This is a genomic window from Mycobacterium zoologicum, assembly GCF_020181635.2.
Lineage (GTDB): Bacteria > Actinomycetota > Actinomycetes > Mycobacteriales > Mycobacteriaceae > Mycobacterium > Mycobacterium zoologicum.
In genome coordinates this window covers 1-17,083 of the sequence record NZ_JAYJJS010000046.1, presented here as the reverse complement: position 1 = coordinate 17,083, position 17,083 = coordinate 1, and the positions used below count along the sequence as shown (strand labels likewise).

General features: G+C 67.1%; 18 protein-coding genes. 17 read left to right on the top strand and 1 reads right to left on the bottom strand.

Annotation, left to right across the window (positions count from 1 at the left end):
- Positions 1-307: 307 nt before the first annotated feature.
- The 16 genes from rho (at position 308) to K6T84_RS22940 (ending at position 14,964) form a co-directional block, all read left to right on the top strand.
- The gene (rho, locus tag K6T84_RS23015; RefSeq protein WP_225401697.1) at positions 308-2,296 is read left to right on the top strand and encodes a transcription termination factor Rho; all 1,989 of its coding nucleotides are present in this window, start codon (positions 308-310) and stop codon (positions 2,294-2,296) included.
- A 111-nt stretch (positions 2,297-2,407) separates the two neighbouring features.
- Positions 2,408-2,656 carry a 50S ribosomal protein L31 gene (rpmE, locus tag K6T84_RS23010; RefSeq protein ID WP_224865035.1) on the top strand — a complete coding sequence of 83 codons (249 nt, stop codon included), beginning with the start codon at positions 2,408-2,410 and terminating at the stop codon, positions 2,654-2,656.
- 71 nt (positions 2,657-2,727) lie between these two features.
- Positions 2,728-3,804, top strand: a complete 1,077-nt coding sequence (prfA, locus tag K6T84_RS23005) for a peptide chain release factor 1 (RefSeq protein WP_224865036.1) — start codon at positions 2,728-2,730, stop codon at positions 3,802-3,804.
- The gene (gene prmC, locus K6T84_RS23000) at positions 3,801-4,649 is read left to right on the top strand and encodes a peptide chain release factor N(5)-glutamine methyltransferase (RefSeq protein WP_224865037.1); all 849 of its coding nucleotides are present in this window, start codon (positions 3,801-3,803) and stop codon (positions 4,647-4,649) included. The genes prfA and prmC overlap by 4 nt, the downstream gene beginning before the upstream one ends.
- The gene (locus tag K6T84_RS22995) at positions 4,646-5,305 is read left to right on the top strand and encodes an L-threonylcarbamoyladenylate synthase (RefSeq protein WP_224865038.1); all 660 of its coding nucleotides are present in this window, start codon (positions 4,646-4,648) and stop codon (positions 5,303-5,305) included. Before prmC ends, K6T84_RS22995 begins: the two co-directional genes overlap by 4 nt.
- Positions 5,302-6,480: a glycosyltransferase family 4 protein gene (locus K6T84_RS22990; RefSeq protein ID WP_225401698.1), complete on the top strand. Its 1,179-nt coding sequence runs from the start codon at positions 5,302-5,304 to the stop codon at positions 6,478-6,480. The genes K6T84_RS22995 and K6T84_RS22990 overlap by 4 nt, the downstream gene beginning before the upstream one ends.
- A 115-nt stretch (positions 6,481-6,595) precedes the next feature.
- Positions 6,596-7,039 carry an ATP synthase subunit I gene (locus tag K6T84_RS22985; RefSeq protein WP_224865040.1) on the top strand — a complete coding sequence of 148 codons (444 nt, stop codon included), beginning with the start codon at positions 6,596-6,598 and terminating at the stop codon, positions 7,037-7,039.
- 2 nt (positions 7,040-7,041) lie between these two features.
- Positions 7,042-7,803 (top strand): F0F1 ATP synthase subunit A, encoded by a 762-nt coding sequence (gene atpB / locus K6T84_RS22980; protein ID WP_224865041.1) that lies wholly within the window; start codon positions 7,042-7,044, stop codon positions 7,801-7,803.
- Between the two features lie 61 nt (positions 7,804-7,864).
- A complete protein-coding gene (locus K6T84_RS22975) occupies positions 7,865-8,125 on the top strand; it encodes a F0F1 ATP synthase subunit C (protein WP_085261883.1) in 261 nt (86 codons plus the stop codon).
- Positions 8,126-8,133: 8 nt separating this feature from the next.
- Complete coding sequence (locus K6T84_RS22970) at positions 8,134-8,667, top strand: F0F1 ATP synthase subunit B (RefSeq protein WP_224865042.1); 534 nt, start codon at positions 8,134-8,136, stop codon at positions 8,665-8,667.
- 8 nt (positions 8,668-8,675) lie between these two features.
- Positions 8,676-10,013, top strand: coding sequence for a F0F1 ATP synthase subunit B/delta (locus K6T84_RS22965; RefSeq protein ID WP_224865043.1), 1,338 nt, complete (start codon positions 8,676-8,678; stop codon positions 10,011-10,013).
- Positions 10,014-10,063: 50 nt separating this feature from the next.
- On the top strand, positions 10,064-11,713 hold the full coding sequence (gene atpA / locus K6T84_RS22960; RefSeq protein ID WP_224865044.1) for a F0F1 ATP synthase subunit alpha: 1,650 nt from the start codon (positions 10,064-10,066) through the stop codon (positions 11,711-11,713).
- A gap of 7 nt (positions 11,714-11,720) precedes the next feature.
- Positions 11,721-12,641 carry a F0F1 ATP synthase subunit gamma gene (locus K6T84_RS22955; protein ID WP_224865045.1) on the top strand — a complete coding sequence of 307 codons (921 nt, stop codon included), beginning with the start codon at positions 11,721-11,723 and terminating at the stop codon, positions 12,639-12,641.
- A 35-nt stretch (positions 12,642-12,676) separates the two neighbouring features.
- On the top strand, positions 12,677-14,107 hold the full coding sequence (atpD, locus tag K6T84_RS22950; protein ID WP_224865046.1) for a F0F1 ATP synthase subunit beta: 1,431 nt from the start codon (positions 12,677-12,679) through the stop codon (positions 14,105-14,107).
- A 34-nt stretch (positions 14,108-14,141) separates the two neighbouring features.
- The gene (locus K6T84_RS22945) at positions 14,142-14,507 is read left to right on the top strand and encodes a F0F1 ATP synthase subunit epsilon (protein WP_224865047.1); all 366 of its coding nucleotides are present in this window, start codon (positions 14,142-14,144) and stop codon (positions 14,505-14,507) included.
- 13 nt (positions 14,508-14,520) lie between these two features.
- Complete coding sequence (locus tag K6T84_RS22940) at positions 14,521-14,964, top strand: DUF2550 domain-containing protein (RefSeq protein WP_225401699.1); 444 nt, start codon at positions 14,521-14,523, stop codon at positions 14,962-14,964.
- A gap of 24 nt (positions 14,965-14,988) precedes the next feature.
- On the opposite strand, the gene K6T84_RS22935 is transcribed toward K6T84_RS22940, so the two are convergent.
- Positions 14,989-15,579 (bottom strand): cob(I)yrinic acid a,c-diamide adenosyltransferase, encoded by a 591-nt coding sequence (locus tag K6T84_RS22935; RefSeq protein WP_225401700.1) that lies wholly within the window; start codon positions 15,577-15,579, stop codon positions 14,989-14,991.
- 76 nt (positions 15,580-15,655) lie between these two features.
- Between K6T84_RS22935 and murA the strand changes: the two genes are divergently transcribed.
- The gene (murA, locus tag K6T84_RS22930) at positions 15,656-16,909 is read left to right on the top strand and encodes a UDP-N-acetylglucosamine 1-carboxyvinyltransferase (protein WP_224865050.1); all 1,254 of its coding nucleotides are present in this window, start codon (positions 15,656-15,658) and stop codon (positions 16,907-16,909) included.
- Positions 16,910-17,083: the final 174 nt, after the last annotated feature.

The window sequence follows — 17,083 nt, the reverse complement described above, 5'->3', positions numbered from 1 at the left end:
ATTTTTACGTGATGCACCGAGGGTGTTTCGCGGGCACTTCCCGTGATGCTCGTCGAATTGTTGCGCACGACTCGCAACCGCGTTATCCTCGGTCCCGTCCCGCATTCGCGGCATCAGCACCTAAATCAGAATGCGATGTCACTGGGATACCACCAAATTCTTCCCGTGGCTGACGGCTTGCGATATGACGCCGCAGTCACAGGTAAACACCGTTGCACGCTTCGACGGTGTCACGCACTCGGCGATTCCGCTGGATGCACCCAAACCCCTCGCGTGACAAAACCGACGAGGGATAGAAAGGAAATCCGTGACCGAAACGGACCTCTTCACGGCTGAAGGCAGCGCCGAACAGGACACGCTGTCTACTCCCGAGAGCACTCCCGAGACCCCGAGCCACAGCGCTGCCGAGGTCTCGTCTCCCACCACCGCCGAGGCAGGCGCTGCCTCCGACGCTTCGTTGTCTGCGATGGTGTTGCCCGAATTGCGGGCCCTGGCAAACCGCGTCGGAGTCAAAGGCACCTCCGGAATGCGCAAGAGCGAGCTGATCGCGGCGATCCGCGATGTCAATGGCAACGGGGGTAACAGTGTGAACGGTGGCGAGGCGGCGCAGGCCGCAGAATCCCCGGAATCTGCACCAAGCGCGGAACCCAGCGCCCAGGCGCCCGCCAACGGTGCCGAGCCGGCAGGCGCCGACAACCAGGCCGAGGGCCAGGTCGAGGGCCAGACCGAGGGTGGAGCCCCGCGCCGGCGCGAACGTCGTGGCGCGAGCCGCGAGTCCGGCGCCCCGGCGGCCAACGGCGCCGAGCAGGCCAACGACCAGCCCGCCAACGACCAGCCCAAGGGCGACAAGAGCGACCAGGCCAAGAACGACAAGAACGACCAGACCAAGAACGACAAGAACGACCAGACCAAGAACGACAAGAACGACCAGGCCAAGAACGACAAGAACGACAAGAACGACCAGGCCAAGAACGACAAGAACGACCAGGCCAGGTCGGACGACCAGGGCGGCGACCAGAACCGTGGCGGCGCCGATGACGACGGCGACGGCCGCGGCGGGCGCCGAGGCCGTCGTTTCCGGGACCGCCGGCGCCGCGGCGAGCGGGGCGGCGAGGGCGGCGGCGAGGCCGAACTGCGCGAGGACGACGTCGTGCAGCCGGTCGCTGGCATCCTCGACGTGCTGGACAACTACGCCTTCGTGCGCACCTCCGGCTACCTGGCGGGTCCCGGTGACGTTTACGTCTCGATGAACATGGTCCGCAAGAACGGGCTGCGTCGCGGTGACGCGGTGACCGGCGCGGTGCGAGTGCCCAGGGAGGGCGACAGCGGCGACAAGAACCCGCGGCAGAAGTTCAACCCGCTGGTGCGGCTGGACTCGGTCAACGGTGGTCCGGTCGAGGACGCGAGGAATCGTCCTGACTTCACCAAGCTGACCCCGCTGTACCCGAACCAGCGGCTGCGCCTGGAGACCACCGGCGAGAAGCTGACCACCCGCGTCATCGACCTGATCATGCCGATCGGCAAGGGACAGCGCGCCCTGATCGTGTCCCCGCCCAAGGCCGGTAAGACCACGATCATGCAGGACATCGCCAACGCGATCACCCGCAACAACCCCGAATGCCACCTGATGGTGGTGCTGGTCGACGAGCGTCCCGAGGAAGTCACCGACATGCAGCGCTCGGTCAAGGGTGAGGTCATCGCCTCGACCTTCGACCGACCGCCGTCGGACCACACCCAGGCCGCCGAGCTGGCCATCGAGCGGGCCAAGCGCCTAGTTGAGCAGGGCAAAGATGTCGTCGTGCTGTTGGACTCCATCACCCGGTTGGGTCGTGCCTACAACAACGCCTCGCCGGCGTCGGGCCGCATCCTGTCCGGTGGTGTGGACTCCACCGCGCTCTACCCGCCGAAGCGGTTCCTGGGCGCGGCCCGCAACATCGAGGACGGTGGTTCGCTGACCATCATCGCGACCGCGATGGTCGAGACCGGCTCCACCGGTGACACGGTGATCTTCGAGGAGTTCAAGGGCACCGGTAACGCCGAGCTCAAGCTGGACCGCAAGATCGCCGAGCGCCGGGTGTTCCCGGCCGTCGACGTCAACCCGTCCGGCACCCGCAAGGACGAGCTGCTGCTCTCGCCGGATGAGTTCGCGATCGTGCACAAGCTGCGTCGTCTGCTGTCCGGGCTGGACTCGCACCAGGCTATCGACCTGCTGATGAGCCAGCTGCGCAAGACCAAGAACAACTACGAGTTCCTGGTTCAGGTCTCCAAGACCACGCCGGGAATGGACAACGACTGATCGGCGTTTTGGGAGCCGACAGCGCAGCTGGCATAATCGAGCACCTCAGGTTCCGGTTCACGTCCGTCTCGACGGCGGGCGACCCGGCGGCCGACGATCGAAGAGGACATCATGAAATCTGACATTCACCCCGCTTACGGTGAGACCACCGTGGTCTGCGGTTGCGGCAACAGCTTCACCACCCGCAGCACCAAGGAGAGCGGCCACATCGTGGTCGAGGTCTGCTCGCAGTGCCACCCGTTCTACACCGGCAAGCAGAAGATCCTCGACAGCGGCGGCCGCGTCGCTCGCTTCGAGAAGCGCTACGGCAAGCGCAAGGTCGGTGGCGCAGCCGACGCTGCAGAAGCCGCCGACAACTAGCGCCCTCACCGACGCCCGGAGCCTCCAGCAGGTAGCCCGGGCGTCGGCTTGCGTTCGGGGATGGAGGTGAGATGACCGGCAGCACACAGACGATCGACGCCCTGCTGACCGAGCACGCTGATCTGGAAACCCAGCTCTCCGATCCCGAACTGCACAACAACCCGGTCGAGGCCCGCCGAGCCGGTCGCCGGTTCGCCCAGCTGGCGCCGATCGTCGCCACCTACCGCAAGCTCGAGTCGGCGCGTGGTGATCTGGAGGCCGCGCGTGAGCTGGCCGCCGACGACGCGTCGTTCGCCGCGGAGGTTCCCGAGCTGGAGGCCCGCGTCGTCGAGCTGGACACCACACTGACCGACATGCTGGCGCCCCGCGACCCGCACGACGCCGACGACATCGTGCTGGAGGTCAAGTCCGGTGAGGGTGGGGAGGAATCCGCACTGTTCGCCGCCGACCTGGCCCGGATGTACATCCGCTACGCCGAGCGAAACGGCTGGAAGGTCACCGTGCTGGATGAGACCACCTCGGATCTCGGCGGCTACAAGGACGCCACGCTGACCATCGCCGGCAAGGGCGACAGCGCCGACGGCGTGTGGTCGAAGATGAAGTTCGAGGGCGGCGTGCACCGCGTGCAGCGGGTGCCGGTCACCGAATCCCAGGGCCGCGTCCACACCTCGGCAGCCGGCGTGCTGGTCTACCCCGAGCCCGAAGAGGTCGGGGAAGTGCAGATCGACGAGTCGGATCTGCGCATCGACGTCTACCGGTCCAGCGGAAAGGGCGGTCAGGGAGTCAACACCACCGACTCCGCGGTCCGCATCACCCACCTGCCGACCGGCATCGTGGTCACCTGCCAGAACGAGCGGTCCCAGCTGCAGAACAAGGCCCGTGCGCTGCAGGTGCTGGCGGCCCGGCTGCAGGCGGTCGCCGAGGAGCAGGCGCAGGCCGACGCATCGGCTGATCGGGCCAGCCAGATTCGCACGGTGGACCGCAGCGAGCGCATCCGCACCTATAACTTCCCGGAGAACCGGATCACCGATCACCGCATCGGCTATAAGTCGCACAACCTCGACCAGGTCCTCGACGGGGATCTCGACGCGATGTTCGATGCGCTGGCCGCTGCCGACAGGCAAACCCGGCTGCAGCAGACGACGTGACCACGCTCCGGGATGCGATCGACTCCGCCGCAGCGGTTTTCGCCGATGCCGGAATAGACTCGGCGCGCTACGACGCCGAAGCGCTGGCAGCTCACCTGGCCGGAACCGACCGGGGCCGGCTGGCCCTGTTGGCTCCGCCGGACGCCGACTTCTTCTGGCGCTACCGGGATCTGGTGGCGGCGCGCAGTGCCAGGATTCCGCTGCAGCACCTGATCGGCACCGCGCCGTTCGGACCGGTGACCGTACAGGTCGGCCCGGGTGTGTTCACTCCGCGCCCCGAGACCGAGGCCATGCTGGAATGGGCATTGAAGCAAGCGGCAGCGCAACCGCTTTCGTTGATCGTCGACGCCTGCACCGGATCGGGCGCCCTGGCGATCGCACTGGCGCACAGTCTTCCCGGAGCGCGGGTGCTGGCCGTCGAGAACTCCCAAGCGGCACTGGACTATGCCCGCCGCAACTGCGCAGGCACCTCGGTGGAGCTGATCGACGCCGACGTCACTGCGCCGGGGCTGCTGTCGCAGTTCGACGGCCGGGTCGACCTGTTGGTGTCCAACCCGCCCTACATTCCCGACGGCGCGGTGCTGGATCCGGAAGTGGCTCAACACGATCCCGCGCAGGCACTGTTCGGCGGGCCGGACGGCATGTCGGTGATCGTTCCGCTGGCTGCGCTCGCCGCACGGCTGCTGCGTGTGGGCGGCCTGGTAGCGATAGAGCACGACGACACCACCTCGGAGGCGACCGTAGCCGCCTTGCTCGACACCGGATGTTTCCAGGACGCGGCGCCGCGCACCGACCTGGCCGGGCGGCCACGATTCGTCACAGCAGTCAGGAACGGTCAACCATGACAGAGCTTTTCGACTGCGCCGACGCCGAGCAGCGCGCCACCGGACTCGCCGCCGCGGTCGACGCCGTGGGCCGCGGCCGGCTGGTCGTGCTGCCCACCGACACCGTCTACGGGATCGGCGCGGACGCCTTCAACCACGCCGGGGTCGCTGCCCTGCTGGCGGCCAAGAACCGCGGCCGCGACATGCCCGTCGGCGTGCTGGTCGGATCGTGGACGTCGATCGACGGGCTCGCGCTGATCGTGCCCGACACGGCACGGGAACTGATCCGGGCGTTCTGGCCGGGTGCGGTCAGCCTGATCGTCAACCAGGCGCCGTCGCTGCAATGGGATCTCGGCGATGCCCGCGGCACCGTGATGGTGCGCATGCCGCTGCATCCGGTGGCACTCGAGCTGCTCAAGACGGTGGGCCCGATGGCCGTATCCAGCGCCAACATCTCCGGCGGCGCACCGGCCGTCGACGCCACCGAGGCCCGACGCCAACTCGGCGAGTCCGTCGAGGTCTACCTCGACGCGGGGCCGGCCGAACAACAGGCGGCCTCGACCATCGTCGATCTGACCGGACCCGCACCGCGCGTGGTGCGCGACGGGCCCGTCTCCGCCGAGCAGATCGCGCAGGTGCTGGGGCTGGACCCGGCAGAGCTGGCGGGGGAGCGGTGACCAGCCTGCTCGCCCTCGCCGACCGCGGCGCCGGCGTTCCGATTCGGGAGCTCGCGCTGGTCGGGCTCACCGCCGCGATCATCACCTACTTCACCACCGGGCCGGTGCGCTGGCTGGCAACCCGGCTGGGGGCGGTCGCCGTCCCGCGCGAACGTGACGTCCATGTCCAGTCGACGCCGCGGATGGGCGGGCTGGCGATGTACGTCGGGATCGTCGCCGCGATCTTCCTGGCCTCGCAGCTGCCCGCGCTGACCCGGGGTTTCGCCTACTCCACCGGTATGCCGGCGGTGGTACTGGCCGGCGGGGTGATCATGGGTATCGGCCTGCTCGACGACAAGTGGGGCCTGGACGCGCTGACCAAGTTCGCCGGCCAGATCACCGCGGCCAGTGTGCTGGTCACCATGGGAGTCGCCTGGAGCGTGCTCTACATCCCGTTTGGCGGGGTCGGCACGGTAGTGCTCGACCAGGTGTCGTCGATCCTGATCACATTGGCTCTGACGGTGTCGGTGGTCAACGCGATGAACTTCGTCGACGGCCTCGACGGGCTCGCTGCCGGCCTGGGGCTGATTACCGCCCTGGCGATCTGCGCGTTCTCCGTCGGCCTGCTCTCCGATCACGGCGGCGACGTGCTGTTCTATCCGCCGGCCCTGATCTCGGTGGTGCTGGCCGGGGCCTGTCTGGGCTTCCTGCCGCATAACTTCCATCCGGCCAAGATTTTCATGGGGGACTCCGGGTCGATGCTGATCGGTCTGATGCTGGCCGCTGCGTCGACGACGGCCGCGGGCCCGATCTCGCAGAGTGCCTACGGTGCCCGGGACGTCTTCGCGTTGCTGTCGCCGTTTTTGTTGGTGGCGGCGGTGGTGTGTGTGCCCGCGCTGGACATGTTGCTGGCGATCATCCGCCGCACGCGGGCCGGCCGCAGCCCGTTCAGCCCAGACAAGATGCACCTGCATCACCGACTGCTGCAGATCGGTCACTCCCATCGCCGGGTGGTGCTGCTGATCTATCTATGGGTGGCGATCGTCGCATTCGGTGCGGCCAGCACGATTTTCGTCGATCCGCGCTACACCGGGGCGGTGATGCTGGGTGCGATGCTCATCGCGATCGTCGTTACGCTGATCCCGCTCCTACGCGGTACCGACGGCCCCGACGACGCCCCCTACGACGCTCGGTAGTAGGACCGGTTAGGATGGGGTTGTAGGTGGTTCGGCAACGCGTTCGGGCATCCGATACGCTCGGCGGGCGACTTCGCAACAGTGACGTAGGACATGTGGGGATTGGGGTGAGGCGGTGACGACACCAGCGCAGGATGCGCCGTTGGTGTTGCCGTCGGTGGTATTCCAGCCGATGCGGCTGCTGCTGATCTGTCTCGTGCTCACCGGTGTCGCTGTCGCTGCGGCCGCCCAATTCGGTCACCCGCTGTTCGGGGTGTTCTTCGGGCTGGGCCTGGCACTCGGGTTGGGCAACGCGCTGTTGATCCGCCGATCCGCGCTGAAGATCACCGCCGCAGACCACCCACTGAAGAAGAAGATGGCGCTGAACTCGGCGTCGCGTCTGCTGGTCATCAGCGTGATCGGCCTGGCGATCGCCTACTCGTTCCGGCCGGACGGCCTGGGTGTGCTGTTCGGCTTGGCTCTGTTCGAGGTGGTGCTGGTGCTGACCACCACGCTGCCAGTGGTAAAAAAGCTCCGCGCGCAAGCGTCAGAGTCGGGCGCTGAAGGGACGGCACAGTAGCAATGATCGAGACCACCTTGGCCGAAGCCAAGATCGAGGTCGGCCACCACGAGACCGCGCACTGGCCGTTGCTCGGGACCGTCAACATCGACACCATCACCGCGACCGCGATCGCAGCGGTGATCGTCATCGCGCTGGCGTTCTTCCTGCGGGCCAAGGTCACCTCGACCGGGGTTCCCGGCGGTGTGCAGCTGTTCTTCGAGGCGATCACCGTTCAGATGCGCAACCAGATCGAAAGTGCGATCGGCATGCGCATCGCGCCGTTCGTGTTGCCGCTTGCGGTCACGATCTTCGTCTTCATCCTGATCTCGAACTGGCTGTCGGTGCTGCCCCTGCAGTACTCGGACGAGTCCGGGAGCGCCAAGGAGCTGTTCGCGCCGCCGGCGTCCGACATCAACTATGTGTTCGCGCTGGCGCTGTTCGTGTTCCTCTGCTACCACCTGGCCGGGTTCTGGCGCCGCGGCCTCCTGGGCCACCCGTGGCGGGTGCTGAAGGGGCACGTGGTCTTCCTGATGCCGATCAACCTGGTCGAGGAGGTCGCCAAGCCGATCTCGCTGTCGCTGCGACTCTTCGGAAACATCTTCGCCGGCGGAATCCTGGTCGGCCTGATCGCCCTCTTCCCGCCCTACATCCTCTGGGCGCCCAACGCGATCTGGAAAGCATTCGACCTGTTCGTCGGGCTGATCCAGGCGTTCATCTTCGCGCTGCTGACCATTCTGTACTTCTCGCAGGCCATGGAGATGGATGAGCACGCGGACCACTAGCAAGCCCGACACCACAACAAAGACCTGGTAGACCACTACCAGCTAGCAAGGAGGATAAGAAATGGCAGATCCCAATCTGATCGGACTCGGTGCCCTGATCGGCGGCGGTCTCATCATGGGTGGTGGTGCCATCGGCGCCGGTATCGGTGACGGTATCGCCGGCAACGCGCTGATCGCCGGCATCGCCCGCCAGCCTGAGGCTCAGGGTCGACTGTTCACCCCGTTCTTCATCACGGTTGGTCTGGTCGAGGCGGCCTACTTCATCAACCTGGCCTTCATGGCGCTGTTCGTGTTCGCCACCCCGATCGCCGCGACGCAGTAACGCACGAGATGGGTGACATGAGCGCTCTCGTCCTGGCCGTGACTCGCCAGGTCGCCGAGGGAGGCGAGGGAGAAGAAACCAGCAACTTCCTCATCCCCAACGGCACCTTCTTCGTCGTGCTGGGCATCTTCTTGATCGTGCTCGGTGTGATCGGCACCTTCGTGGTTCCGCCGATCATGAGGGTGTTGCGGGAGCGCGACAACATGGTCACCAAGACCCTCGCCGACAACAGGGAGTCAGCCGAGCAGTTCGCGGCTGCCGATGCCGACTACCAGAGTCAGATGGCGGCGGCACGCCTTGCCGCGACGTCGGCGCGTGACGAAGCGCGCGCCGAGGGTCGCAAGGTCATCGAGGAGAAGCGGTCGGCCGCGGAGGCGGAAGTGGCCTCGACGGTGCAGGCTGCCACCGAGCAACTGAAGCTGGAAGGCGATGCGGTGAACGAGCAGCTGCAGGCCCGCGTGGATGTGTTGTCGTCCACACTGGCCAGTCGGATTCTCGGCGTCGAGGTCGACGCACTCTCCGCGGCGAAAACGGGGCGGTAGCAACAAAGATGTCGACATTCATCGGGCAGCTGGTCGGTTTCGCGGCCATCGTCTGGCTGTTGGTCAAGTTCGTGGTTCCGCCGGTGCGCAAGCTCATGGCGGACCAGCAGGAGTCGGTGCGCAGGCAGCTGGAGGAGGCCGCAGCGGCCGCCGCCAAACTGGCCGAAGCCGGCCAGGCTCACTCCACCGCGCTGGCCAACGCCAAGACCGAGGCTCAGCGGGTCACCGAGGAGTCCCGCGCGGACGCCGCGCGGATCGTAGAGCAGTTGCGCGACCAGGCCGGCGTCGAGTCGGAGCGGGTCAAAGCGGCCGGCGGTCAGCAGGTCGGCCTCATGCGGGCGCAGTTGATCCGCGAGCTGCGGTCGGGCCTCGGTGCCGAGGCTGTGCAGCGGGCGGCCGAACTGGTTCGCAGCCACGTCGCCGACCCGCAGCGGCAGTCCGCGACCGTCGACCGGTTCCTCGATGAGCTCGACGCCATGGCCCCGAAAGCGGTGGAGGTCGAATCGCCCATCCTGGCCCGGCTGCGTTCAGCCAGCCGTCAGGCGCTGGGCGCCCTGCTGGACAAGTTCGGCGAAGTAACCGGTGGCTTGGACGAGCAGGGTCTGTCCGGGCTCGCCGGTGACCTCACCGCGGTCGCCGAGGTGCTCGGGCGCGAAGCCGTGGTGACACGGCACCTGACCGTTCCCACCGATGACGCCGCGCCGAAGGTGCGGCTGGTGCAGCGGTTGTTCTCCGGCAAGATCAGCGTTCCGGCGCTGGCCCTGGTGACCGACGCCGCCTCCGCCCGCTGGTCCAACAGCGATGACCTGGTCGGTGCCGTCGAGCACGTCGCCCGTCAGTCATTGCTGCTGGGTGCCGAGCGCGCCGGCAAGATCGATGAGGTCGAGGACCAGCTGTTCCGGTTCTCTCGCGTCCTGGAGGCGCAACCCCGCCTGGACATCCTGCTCGGCGACACCGCGATGCCGGCCGCCGGCCGGGTCGGGCTGCTGGGCACCGTCCTCGGCGGTGGCAGCGGTGCCAACTCGATCACCACAGCCCTGCTCGAGCAGACCGTCCGCCTGTTGCGCGGCCAGTCCGCCCACCAAGCGGTGACCGAACTGGCCCAGATAGCCGTGGCCCGCCGCGGCGAGGTGGTGGCGCAGGTCGGGGCGGCCGCCGAACTGACCGACGCCCAGCGCACGCGGCTGAACACCGTGCTGAGCCGCATCTACAGCCACCCGGTGCGGGTGCAGGTCGGCGTCGACCCCGCACTGCTGGGCGGATTGTCGATCTCGGTCGGCGACGAGGTGATCGACGGGACGCTCTCGTCCCGCCTCGCGGCCGCACAGACGCAATTGCCCGACTGAGCAACATCTAGAGCCCACAACCCATTTCGAAGGCAGGAAGACGAAAAGCCATGGCAGAGTTGACAATCTCCTCTGACGACATTCAGGGGGCGATCGAGGAGTACGTGAGCTCCTTCAGCGCCGACACCGCGCGCGAGGAGGTCGGCACCGTCATCGACGCCGGCGACGGCATCGCACACGTCGAGGGCCTGCCTTCGGTGATGACCCAGGAGCTCCTCGAGTTCCCCGGCGGGGTGCTGGGCGTGGCGCTGAACCTCGACGAGCACAACGTCGGTGCGGTGATCCTGGGCAACTTCGAGAACATCGAAGAGGGCCAGCAGGTCAAGCGGACCGGTGAGGTCCTCTCGGTGCCGGTCGGCGACGGCTTCCTGGGCCGCGTGGTCAACCCGCTCGGCCAGCCGATCGACGCCCGCGGCGAGATCGAGGCCGAGACCCGTCGTCCGCTGGAGATGCAGGCCCCCTCGGTGGTCCAGCGTCAGAGCGTGTCCGAGCCGCTGCAGACCGGTATCAAGGCCGTCGACGCCATGACCCCGATCGGTCGCGGTCAGCGCCAGCTCGTCATCGGCGACCGCAAGACCGGCAAGACCGCGCTGTGCGTGGACACCATCCTCAACCAGCGCAAGAACTGGGAGACCGGGGACCCGAACCAGCAGGTCCGCTGCGTCTACGTCGCGATCGGCCAGAAGGGCACCACCATCGCCAGTGTGCGGCGCGCGCTGGAAGAGGGCGGCGCCATGGACTACACCACGATCGTCGCGGCGCCGGCTTCGGACTCCGCCGGCTTCAAGTGGCTGGCCCCCTACACCGGCTCGGCGATCGCCCAGCACTGGATGTACTCGGGCAAGCACGTGCTGATCGTGTTCGACGACCTGACCAAGCAGGCCGAGGCCTACCGCGCCATCTCGCTGCTGCTGCGCCGCCCGCCGGGCCGCGAGGCCTACCCGGGTGACGTGTTCTACCTGCACTCCCGGCTGCTGGAGCGCTGCGCGAAGCTCTCCGACGAGCTCGGTGGTGGTTCGCTGACCGGTCTGCCGATCATCGAGACCAAGGCCAACGACATCTCGGCCTACATCCCGACCAACGTCATCTCGATCACCGACGGCCAGTGCTTCCTGGAGAGCGACCTGTTCAACCAGGGTGTGCGTCCGGCCATCAACGTCGGTGTGTCGGTGTCCCGTGTCGGTGGCGCCGCCCAGATCAAGGCCATGAAAGAGGTGGCCGGCTCGCTGCGTCTGGACCTGTCGCAGTACCGCGAGCTGGAGGCGTTCGCCGCCTTCGCCTCCGACCTGGACGCCACCAGCAAGGCCCAGCTGGAGCGCGGTGCGCGCCTGGTTGAGCTGCTCAAGCAGCCGCAGTACGCGCCGATGGCCGTCGAGGAGCAGGTGATCTCGATCTTCCTCGGCACCGAAGGCCACCTGGACTCGGTTCCGGTCGAGGACGTCGGCCGCTTCGAGACCGAGCTGCTGGACCACATCAAGGCTTCCGAGGGCGACATCCTGACCGGGATCCGCGAGTCGAAGAAGTTGTCCGATGAGGCCAGCGAGAAGCTGGTGTCGGTGATCAACCAGTTCAAGAAGGGTTTCGCCGCCACCGACGGCAGCTCAGTGGTGCCTGACGAGCGCGTCGAGGCGCTCGACGAAGACAAGCTCGGCAAGGAAGCGGTGCAGGTCCGCAAGGCCGCGCCGGCGAAGAAGAAGTAACCCCGCTATGGCAGCCACACTTCGGGAACTACGCGGGCGCATCCGCTCCGCCGGGTCGATCAAGAAGATCACCAAGGCCCAGGAGCTGATCGCCACCTCGCGTATCGGCCGGGCGCAGGCCCGACTCGAAACGGCGCGGCCGTACGCCGACGAGATCACCCGGATGCTCACGACCCTGGCCGCCGAGGCGGCCCTGGATCACCCGCTGCTGGTCGAGCGTGACCAGCCGCAGCGGGCGGGCGTGCTGGTGGTGTCGAGCGACCGCGGGCTGTGTGGCGGGTACAACGCCAATGTCTTCCGGCGGGCCGAGGAGCTGTTCTCGTTGCTGCGCTCGGAGGGCAAGGAGCCGGTGCTCTACGTCGTTGGCCGAAAGGCGCTGGCGTACTACACCTTCCGGCACTGGGCGGTCACCGACTCATGGACCGGTTTCTCCGAGCAGCCGACCTATGACAACGCCGCCGAGATCGCCTCGACGCTGGTGGAGGCATTCCTGGCCGGTGTCGACGACGAGGGCACCCACCCGGGAGCCGACGGCGTGCTCGGTGTGGACGAGCTGCACATCGTCTCCACCGACTTCCGTTCGATGCTGTCGCAGTCGGCCGAGGCCCGGCGCATCGCGCCGATGCTGGTCGAGTACGTCGGCGAGGAGACCGGTCCCAGGACCCTGTACTCCTTCGAGCCGGACGCCACCACGCTGTTCGACTCGTTGCTGCCGCGGTACCTGACCACCCGCGTGTATGCGGCGCTGCTCGACTCGGCGGCTTCTGAGCTGGCGTCTCGCCAGCGCGCGATGAAGTCGGCGACCGACAACGCCGACGACTTGATCAAGGCGCTGACGCTCGAGGCCAACCGCGAGCGCCAGGCCCAGATCACCCAGGAAATCAGCGAAATCGTCGGCGGCGCGAACGCGCTCGCCGACGCCCGGTAAGCCACCCCGCTAAGCACTAGGAAGCGAAGAAGATAATGACTGTTACCGCTGACAAGACAACCGCCGGACGCGTCGTGCGCGTGACCGGCCCCGTGGTGGACGTCGAGTTCCCCCGGGGCGCGGTGCCGGAGCTGTTCAACGCTCTGCACGCGGAGATCTCCTTCTCGGAGCTGGCGAAGACGCTGACCCTCGAGGTCGCCCAGCACCTGGGTGACAACCTGGTCCGCACCATCTCGATGCAGCCCACCGACGGCCTGGTGCGTGGCACCGAGGTCACCGACACCGGTGCCGCGATCTCGGTGCCGGTGGGTCACGACGTCAAGGGCCACGTGTTCAACGCCCTGGGCCACTGCCTGGACAAGCCGGGTTACGGCGAGGACTTCGAGCACTGGGGCATCCACCGCAAGCCCCCGGCCTTCAACGAGCTGGAGCCGCGGACCGAGATGCTCGAGACCGGTCTGAAGGTCGTCGACCTGCTCACCCCGTACGTGCGTGGCGGCAAGATCGCCCTGTTCGGTGGTGCCGGCGTCGGCAAGACCGTGCTCATCCAGGAGATGATCAACCGTATCGCCCGCAACTTCGGTGGCACCTCGGTGTTCGCCGGCGTCGGTGAGCGCACCCGTGAGGGCAACGACCTGTGGGTCGAGCTCGAGGACGCCAATGTGCTCAAGGACACCGCCCTGGTGTTCGGCCAGATGGACGAGCCGCCGGGCACGCGTATGCGCGTGGCCCTGTCGGCCCTGACCATGGCCGAGTGGTTCCGCGACGAGGCGAACCAGGACGTGCTGCTGTTCATCGACAACATCTTCCGGTTCACCCAGGCCGGCTCCGAGGTCTCGACCCTGTTGGGCCGGATGCCCTCGGCGGTGGGTTACCAGCCCACGCTGGCCGACGAGATGGGTGAACTGCAGGAGCGGATCACCTCGACCCGTGGCCGGTCCATCACCTCGATGCAGGCCGTGTACGTGCCCGCCGACGACTACACCGACCCGGCGCCGGCGACCACGTTCGCTCACCTGGACGCGACCACCGAGCTTTCCCGTGCGGTGTTCTCCAAGGGCATCTTCCCGGCGGTGGACCCGCTGGCCTCCAGCTCGACCATTCTGGACCCTGCCATCGTCGGCGACGAGCACTACCGCGTCGCCCAGGAGGTCATCCGGGTGCTGCAGCGTTACAAGGACCTGCAGGACATCATCGCCATCCTCGGTATCGACGAGCTGTCCGAAGAAGACAAGCAGCTGGTCGGCCGGGCGCGGCGTATCGAGCGGTTCCTGAGCCAGAACATGATGGCGGCCGAGCAGTTCACCGGCCAGCCCGGCTCGACGGTACCGCTCAAGGAGACCATCGAGGCGTTCGACCGCCTGACCAAGGGCGACTTCGACCACCTGCCCGAGCAGGCGTTCTTCCTGATCGGTGGTCTCGACGACCTGGCCAAGAAGGCCGAGAGCCTCGGCGCCAAGCTGTGATCCGGATCCTTACTGCGGTGAAAGGCGGTGGGTAATGGCCGAGATTGACGTCGACATCGTTGCCGTCGACCGCAAGGTGTGGTCGGGCAGGGCGACGTTCATCTTCACCCGAACCACGGTGGGGGAGATCGGGATCTACCCGCGGCACATCCCGTTGGTCGCCGAGCTGGTCGACGACGCGATGGTGCGGGTGGACCGCGTGGACGAGGGCGAGCTGCGGCTTGCCGTACACGGTGGTTTCCTGTCGGTGACCGAGGAGGGTGTCAGCATCCTGGCCGAATCCGTCGACTTCACCACGGAGATCGACGAGGCATCCGCGCGGCACGAGGCGCAGTCCGCCGACCCCAAGATGGCCGCTCGGGGCCGGGCCCGGCTGCGCGCCCTGGGTGTGATCGACTAGCAGGCATGAGTCGATGAGCACGGTCATGATCTGGATGGTCGTGCTCATCGCCGTCCTGCTGGCTGCCGTTGCGGCACTGAGCTATCGGCTCTGGAAGCTGCGTCAGGGCGGAACCGCGGCGATCATGCGTGACCTGCCGGCCGTCGGCGGACACGGCTGGCGTCATGGTGTGGTGCGTTATCGCGGCGGTGAAGCCGCGTTCTACCGGCTCTCCAGTGTCCGGTTGTGGCCGGACCGGCGCCTGGGCCGCCGCGGCGTCGACGTGGTGGCGCGACGCGCACCGCGCGGTGACGAGTTCGACATCATGACCGAGGAGATCGTGATCCTCGAACTTCGTGACACCACCCAGGATCGTCGCGCCGGATTCGAGATCGCCCTGGACCGGGGTGCCCGCACCGCATTCCTGTCCTGGCTGGAGGCGCGACCGTCGCCGCGAGCTCGCAGACAGAGCTTCTGACCGCTCGAAATCCGCTGTCGCGAGCTATTTTTCGGGACGGTCGGTGCGATCGCCACCAGGCTGCCAGAGCACGTCGCCGTCGGCGTTGGCCACGCGGCAGAGCACGAACATCAAGTCCGACAACCGATTCAGGTATTTTGCCGGCAGCACCGACACCGTGTCGCCGTGTGCTTCGACGGCCGCCCACGCGGATCTCTCCGCGCGCCGAGCCGCGGTGCGAGCCACATGCAGCAGCGCCGACAGGGGCGAACCACCCGGCAGGATGAACGAGTTCAGCGGGGCGAGCTGCTCGTTGTATTCGTCACACCAGGTCTCGACCCGGTCGATGTAGTCCTGGGTGATGCGCAGCGGCGGGTACTTCGGGTCTTCGACCACCGGCGTCGCCAGATCCGCTCCGGTGTCGAACAGATCGTTCTGGATGCGCAGCAGTGTCTCAGTGATGGCGGCGTCGGGACTGCCCAGCGCCATCGCCACACCGATCGCAGCATTGGCCTCCTCGACGTCGGCGTAGGCCACCAGCCGGGGATCGGTCTTGGGCACCCGGGAGAAGTCGCTCAATCCGGTGGTGCCGTCGTCGCCGGTACGGGTGTAGACGCGGGTGATGTGCACTGCCATGGCTCAAACCGTACCGGGGTGGCATGAGGTCACGATTATTCGGGATAGCGGTGCAGACCTCATTACACTGACGCGAGTGGGTGAGCGTTTCGTGGTTGTCGGCGGCAATCGGTTGTCCGGCGAAGTGGCTGTCGGTGGAGCCAAGAACAGTGTCCTGAAGCTGATGGCAGCGACCCTGTTGGCGGAGGGCACCAGCACCATCACCAACTGCCCCGACATCCTCGATGTGCCGTTGATGGCCGAGGTGCTGCGCGGCCTGGGCGCCACCGTCGAGCTGGACGGAACCACGGTCCGAATCACCTCACCGGAGGAACCCAAATACGACGCCGACTTCGCCGCGGTGCGCCAGTTCCGCGCGTCGGTGTGCGTGCTCGGGCCACTGGTGGGCCGGTGTCTGCGCGCGAAGGTCGCTCTGCCCGGCGGCGATGCGATCGGGTCGCGGCCACTGGACATGCACCAGGCCGGCCTGCGTCAACTGGGCGCCACCTGCAATATCGAGCACGGTTGCGTCGTCGCGCACGCCGATGCCCTGCGGGGTGCGGAGATTCAGCTGGAGTTCCCCTCGGTGGGTGCCACCGAGAACATCCTGATGGCGGCGGTGCTGGCCGAGGGTGTCACCACGATTCACAACGCGGCACGCGAACCCGACATCGCCGACCTGTGCACGATGCTCAATCAGATGGGCGCCCAGATCGAAGGTGCCGGCTCGCCGACGCTGAAGATCACCGGGGTGCCGCGGCTGTACCCGACCGAACACGAGGTCATCGGCGACCGGATCGTCGCGGCGACCTGGGCCATCGCGGCGGTGATGACCCGCGGCGACATCTCGGTCACCGGCGTCGACCCGGCGCACCTGCAGCTGGTGCTGCACAAACTGCACGCGGCGGGGGCGACGGTCACCCAGTCCGACAACGGCTTCCGCGTCGTGCAGTACGACCGACCCAAGGCCGTCAACGTCGCCACCCTGCCGTTCCCGGGATTCCCCACCGACCTGCAGCCGATGGCGATCGGCCTGGCTGCGATCGCCGACGGTACGTCGATGATCACCGAGAACATCTTCGAAGCGCGGTTTAGGTTCGTCGAGGAGATGATCCGCCTGGGCGCCGATGCCCGCACCGACGGACACCATGCCGTGGTGCGCGGTCTGCCCCAGCTCTCCAGCGCTCCGGTGTGGGCCTCCGACATCCGGGCCGGCGCCGGCCTGGTCCTTGCGGGCCTGGTCGCAGACGGTGAGACCGAGGTTCACGACGTCTATCACATCGATCGCGGGTACCCGTTGTTCGTGGAATACCTGGCCGGTTTGGGCGCCGAAATCGAGCGTGTAGGATAGGACGAGCCGGCGCACCCCAGTGGAGCGACGAGCAGTCTGGAAGACCTTCCGGTAGCCCCGAAAACTCGGAGTTGACGCAGCTTCTGCTGTGGAGTAGAGTGGCGGGGTTGCCTGAAACCGGGCGTGTTGTTTGAGAACTCAATAGTGTGTTTGGTGGTTTTTGTTTGTTGTTGT